At 68.4% G+C, this 3,734-nt stretch carries 5 protein-coding genes; 2 read left to right on the forward strand and 3 right to left on the reverse strand.

Annotated features, from left to right (window positions below):
- Window positions 1–177: 177 nt before the first annotated feature.
- Window positions 178–753 carry a CGNR zinc finger domain-containing protein gene (locus tag R1101_RS0118265; RefSeq protein ID WP_016934795.1) on the reverse strand — a complete coding sequence of 192 codons (576 nt, stop codon included), beginning with the start codon at window positions 751–753 and terminating at the stop codon, window positions 178–180.
- Window positions 754–1,026: 273 nt separating this feature from the next.
- A complete protein-coding gene (locus tag R1101_RS0118275) occupies window positions 1,027–1,545 on the reverse strand; it encodes a phosphatase domain-containing protein (protein WP_016934797.1) in 519 nt (172 codons plus the stop codon).
- Window positions 1,546–1,644: 99 nt separating this feature from the next.
- On the opposite strand from R1101_RS0118275, the gene R1101_RS0118280 reads away from it, so the two are divergent.
- Both R1101_RS0118280 and R1101_RS0118285 read left to right on the forward strand, forming a co-directional pair.
- Complete coding sequence (locus R1101_RS0118280; protein WP_016934798.1) at window positions 1,645–2,133, forward strand: VOC family protein; 489 nt, start codon at window positions 1,645–1,647, stop codon at window positions 2,131–2,133.
- A gap of 32 nt (window positions 2,134–2,165) precedes the next feature.
- Entirely contained in the window at window positions 2,166–3,482 is a 1,317-nt protein-coding gene (locus tag R1101_RS0118285) for an MFS transporter (protein WP_016934799.1), read from the forward strand.
- A gap of 25 nt (window positions 3,483–3,507) precedes the next feature.
- On the opposite strand, the gene R1101_RS27385 is transcribed toward R1101_RS0118285, so the two are convergent.
- Window positions 3,508–3,734, reverse strand: a 227-nt coding sequence (locus R1101_RS27385) for an AMP-binding enzyme (protein WP_037224045.1), incomplete at its 5' end; no start/stop codon positions are given.

The raw sequence follows: 3,734 nt of genomic DNA on the forward strand, positions 1-3,734 counted from the left end.
GCCGTCGGAGTCGATGAGGCCGCCGATGTTCGGGGCGTCGATCCTCGGCGGGCGGGTGGTGGAACGAGCGGCCATGGTGTCGGAGCCTCCGGATCGGTGGGATGTCTGCTGTCCAGTTTCCCAACCCGCCGGATCGTGGAGACCCGGGGACGGGTGATCCGCGCGTGCCGTGATGTGCTACTCGGCTGTGCGGATCGACGGATGTGCGGGTCGGCGGTCCGATGCCGCCCTCGCTCGGTGTCGGCGTACCGCTGCGCGATTCGCGCATCGCACGGAGCAGTACTGCCGGCGACCGTTGCGGGTGACATCGACGACCACGGCCGTGCACGGGTTCCGCGGCATGTCCGATGCCGCACACCGGTGGAGGCGGTGCATTCCGCGAGTGGTGAGGTGCAGGGCCGTGCCGACGCTGATCACCGCTCGGAGCACGTCGGGGAGCGGCTGCACCTCGTCGCGGTAGTGCAGGTGCCAACCCTCGCCGTCGTGATCGGTCAGTCGGGGATAGGCCGCTGCGGTGGCCATCTGCTCGTTGAGCAGGCGTGCACGTTCCCGGGGGTCGGACGCGTCGACGATGACGAGCCAGTCGTCGATGACCTCGCGGGTGCGCTGATGGTCGTCGGGCGCGGTCGGGAAGTCCATGGTCATGCCCACCTCGCGGGTGCGGGCCATGATGCCGGCCCGATCCTCGGGCCAGTCGTCGGCCAGTGACGCCGCGAGAAGAACCGCATACTCTCCGTAAGGGTTGAGATGCATAAGGGCATTACATCATGGTGGTGGACATGACCGCCATCGAAGCTCGGAACCCACAGGAATGCCCCACCCCGACCCCTGCTCATGAACACGCGTGGAGCGTGGAGTCGAGCCACGTCACGTCGATCGGACCGGTGCTGTACGTGCGTTGCGTCGGATGCGGGACCCGGCGCGTCGATCTCGGCGGGGGCCCGATCGTTCCGCCGACCGCGCTGAGTACCGAAGTCCCCGGATGATCGAGTCACCGGTCGAGAACGGGGCGTGTGCAGAAGCCCGTCAGAAATCACCCTCGGCGACCTGGAAACACACCAGTCCCATCCGCCGCCACATGTGCACCACCTGATCGCGATCGTCGAGCACCGCGATGATGCGGTAGCGGTGCCGGATGTGACGGTCGAACAGTTCGGCCTTGACGATCGAATCCTTCCGGTCGTCGCCGGCCGGACGCATGTACAGCTCGTCGTAGGGGATGTCGTGCCGGGCGAGCCACTCCTCGGTTTCCGGCCGGCACACGCCGTCGCGTCCCGAGAGCAACACGATCGCGGCCCGGTCGGGCGCGGCGGCGAACGCCCGCACCGCGGCCTCGACCGCCGGGGAGACGGTGTCCTCACCCACCCGGTGCCAGTGGAAGGGACTCCGGTCGCCCATGTGCGCGAGCGTTCCGTCGATGTCGACGAGCCAGGCCGCCGGCAGCATCGGATCCTCGACGTACCGCGCCGGCGGTGCGGGTGCGGTGCCCGGCGGCCGGTGCCGCTGTCTCGGTCGTTCCTTGCGATCGCGCGTCTTCTTCGCCACGCACGTCGTATACCCACTCGCGCTCCGCGATGAGAATCCGACCCGCGCAGGGTCTGCCTTCGTGACCGTGGAACACATTCGACAGCACGAGGAGTCACGATGCCCAGGATCACTCCGTGGCTGTGGTTCGACATGAACGCCGAGGAAGCCGCGAACTTCTACGTCGGTATCTTCCCCCACTCCGAGATCGGGGAGATCACCCGGTACACCGAAGAGTCCACCGGAGGCGGCATCCCGGTTCCGGCGGGGACTCCGATGACGGTCGAGTTCTTCCTCGACGGTCAGGTCTTCTACGGACTCAACGGAGGCCCGCAGTTCCGGTTCTCCGAGGCGGTGTCGTTCCAGATCGACTGCGCCGACCAGGAGGAGGCCGACCACTACTGGTACGCGCTGACCGCCGATGGCGGCGAGGAATCCGCGTGCGGATGGTTGAAGGACAAGTACGGCCTGTCGTGGCAGGTGGTACCGAAGCGGCTGAACGAACTGCTCGCCGACCCCGATCCGGCCGTCGTACAGCGGGTGACCGCCGCGATGATGACAATGCGCCGGCTCGACGTCTCGGCTCTGGAGGCCGCCGCGCGCGGCTGATCGGGCCCGGAGGCTGCGGTACGTTTCGGTGCATGACCACTCGCACCCAGCGGCTCGACGACCTGCCGTTCACCGGCAGACACCGCCGCCTGCTGACCGGCTCCGGCGTGGGCTGGGCCCTCGACGCCATGGACGTGGGGTTGATCTCGTTCGTCATGGCGGCGCTGGCCGTGCAGTGGGATCTGTCGTCCACTCAGTTGTCGTGGATCGGATCGATCGGCTTCGTCGGTATGGCGATCGGTGCATCGCTCGGTGGTCTGCTCGCCGACCGTATCGGACGCCGGCAGGTGTTCGCCGCGACGCTGCTCGTCTACGGGTTGGCGACCGGCGCTGCGGCGCTGTCGACTTCGGTGGCGATGCTCATCGTTCTCCGGTTCGTCGTCGGACTCGGTCTCGGTGCCGAACTGCCGGTCGCGTCGACGTTGGTCAGTGAGTTCGCGCCCCGCAGGATACGGGGGCGTGTGGTCGTGGCCCTCGAGGCGTTCTGGGCGGTCGGCTGGCTCCTGGCCGCCCTGATCGGATACTTCGTCGTCCCCACGAGCGACAACGGCTGGCGGTGGGCACTCGCCGTCGGTCTCGTCCCCGCCGCCTACGCCCTCGTCGTGCGGTTCGGTCTACCCGAATCGGTGCGCTTCCTCGAAAGTCGCGGACGCTACGCGGAAGCAGAGTCGATCGTGCGCGACTACGAGCGATCGGCCGGCGTCGCCTCTGTCCCCGACGAGGGCCACGAACCCGTGGCCGTGGCAGAGCCGGTCGCCCGAGGATCGGTGTGGGCGCCGAACCTGCGCCGCCGCACCGCCGCGCTGTGGATCGTGTGGTTCGGCATCAACTTCTCGTACTACGGCGCATTCATCTGGCTGCCGAGCCTGCTCGTCGCGCAGGGCTTCGACCTGGTCACCTCGTTCGGATACACGCTGATCATCACCCTCGCCCAGCTGCCGGGCTACGGCGTCGCGGCGTGGCTGATCGAGGTGTGGGGACGACGCACGACGCTCGGTGTCTTCCTCACCGGTTCGGCCGTCTCGGCGGGGCTGTTCGGCCTCGCCGAGACGCCGGGAACAATCGTCGCGGCCGGTATGGCGCTGTCGTTCTTCAATCTCGGAGCGTGGGGTGCGTTGTACGCGATCGGCCCCGAGCTGTATCCCACACCGGTCCGCGGCGCCGGCACCGGTTCGGCCGCGGCCTTCGGCCGGCTCGCGTCGATCATCGCGCCGCTGCTGGTGCCGGTGCTGCTGGACACCGGTGGCAACGGTCTCGTCTTCGGCGCGTTCGCGGCGTCGTTCGTCGTCGCCGCACTCGCCGCGTTCACCCTGCCCGAGCGGGCCGGGACGGTCCTCGACGAGAAGTGACGTCGGGAACCGTCCCGGCCGGAGCTCAGAAACGCTCGCGCAGTTCGACTTTGCGGATCTTTCCGGACGCGGTCTTCGGCAGGGCACCGAAGACGATGCTGTCGGGCACCTTGAAGCCGGCGAGCTGCGAACGCACGTGTGCCCGCAGTTCCGCCTCGTCGGCGTTCGCGCCGCTGCGCAACGTCACGTAGGCGACGGGACGTTCGCCCCACTTCTCGCTCGGTGCTGCGACCACGGCCGCCTCGAGAACGG

The organism is Rhodococcus sp. R1101, from assembly GCF_000278445.1.
Taxonomy (GTDB): domain Bacteria; phylum Actinomycetota; class Actinomycetes; order Mycobacteriales; family Mycobacteriaceae; genus Rhodococcus; species Rhodococcus gordoniae.

What these genes read in the sequence shown, in the direction of transcription:
- R1101_RS0118285 (WP_016934799.1), top strand. Translation starts at nt 2,166, where the DNA reads ATGACCACTCGCACCCAGCGGCTCGACGACCTGCCGTTCACCGGCAGA.
- R1101_RS0118280 (WP_016934798.1), top strand. Translation starts at nt 1,645, where the DNA reads ATGCCCAGGATCACTCCGTGGCTGTGGTTCGACATGAACGCCGAGGAA.
- R1101_RS0118265 (WP_016934795.1), bottom strand. Translation starts at nt 753, where the DNA reads ATGCATCTCAACCCTTACGGAGAGTATGCGGTTCTTCTCGCGGCGTCA.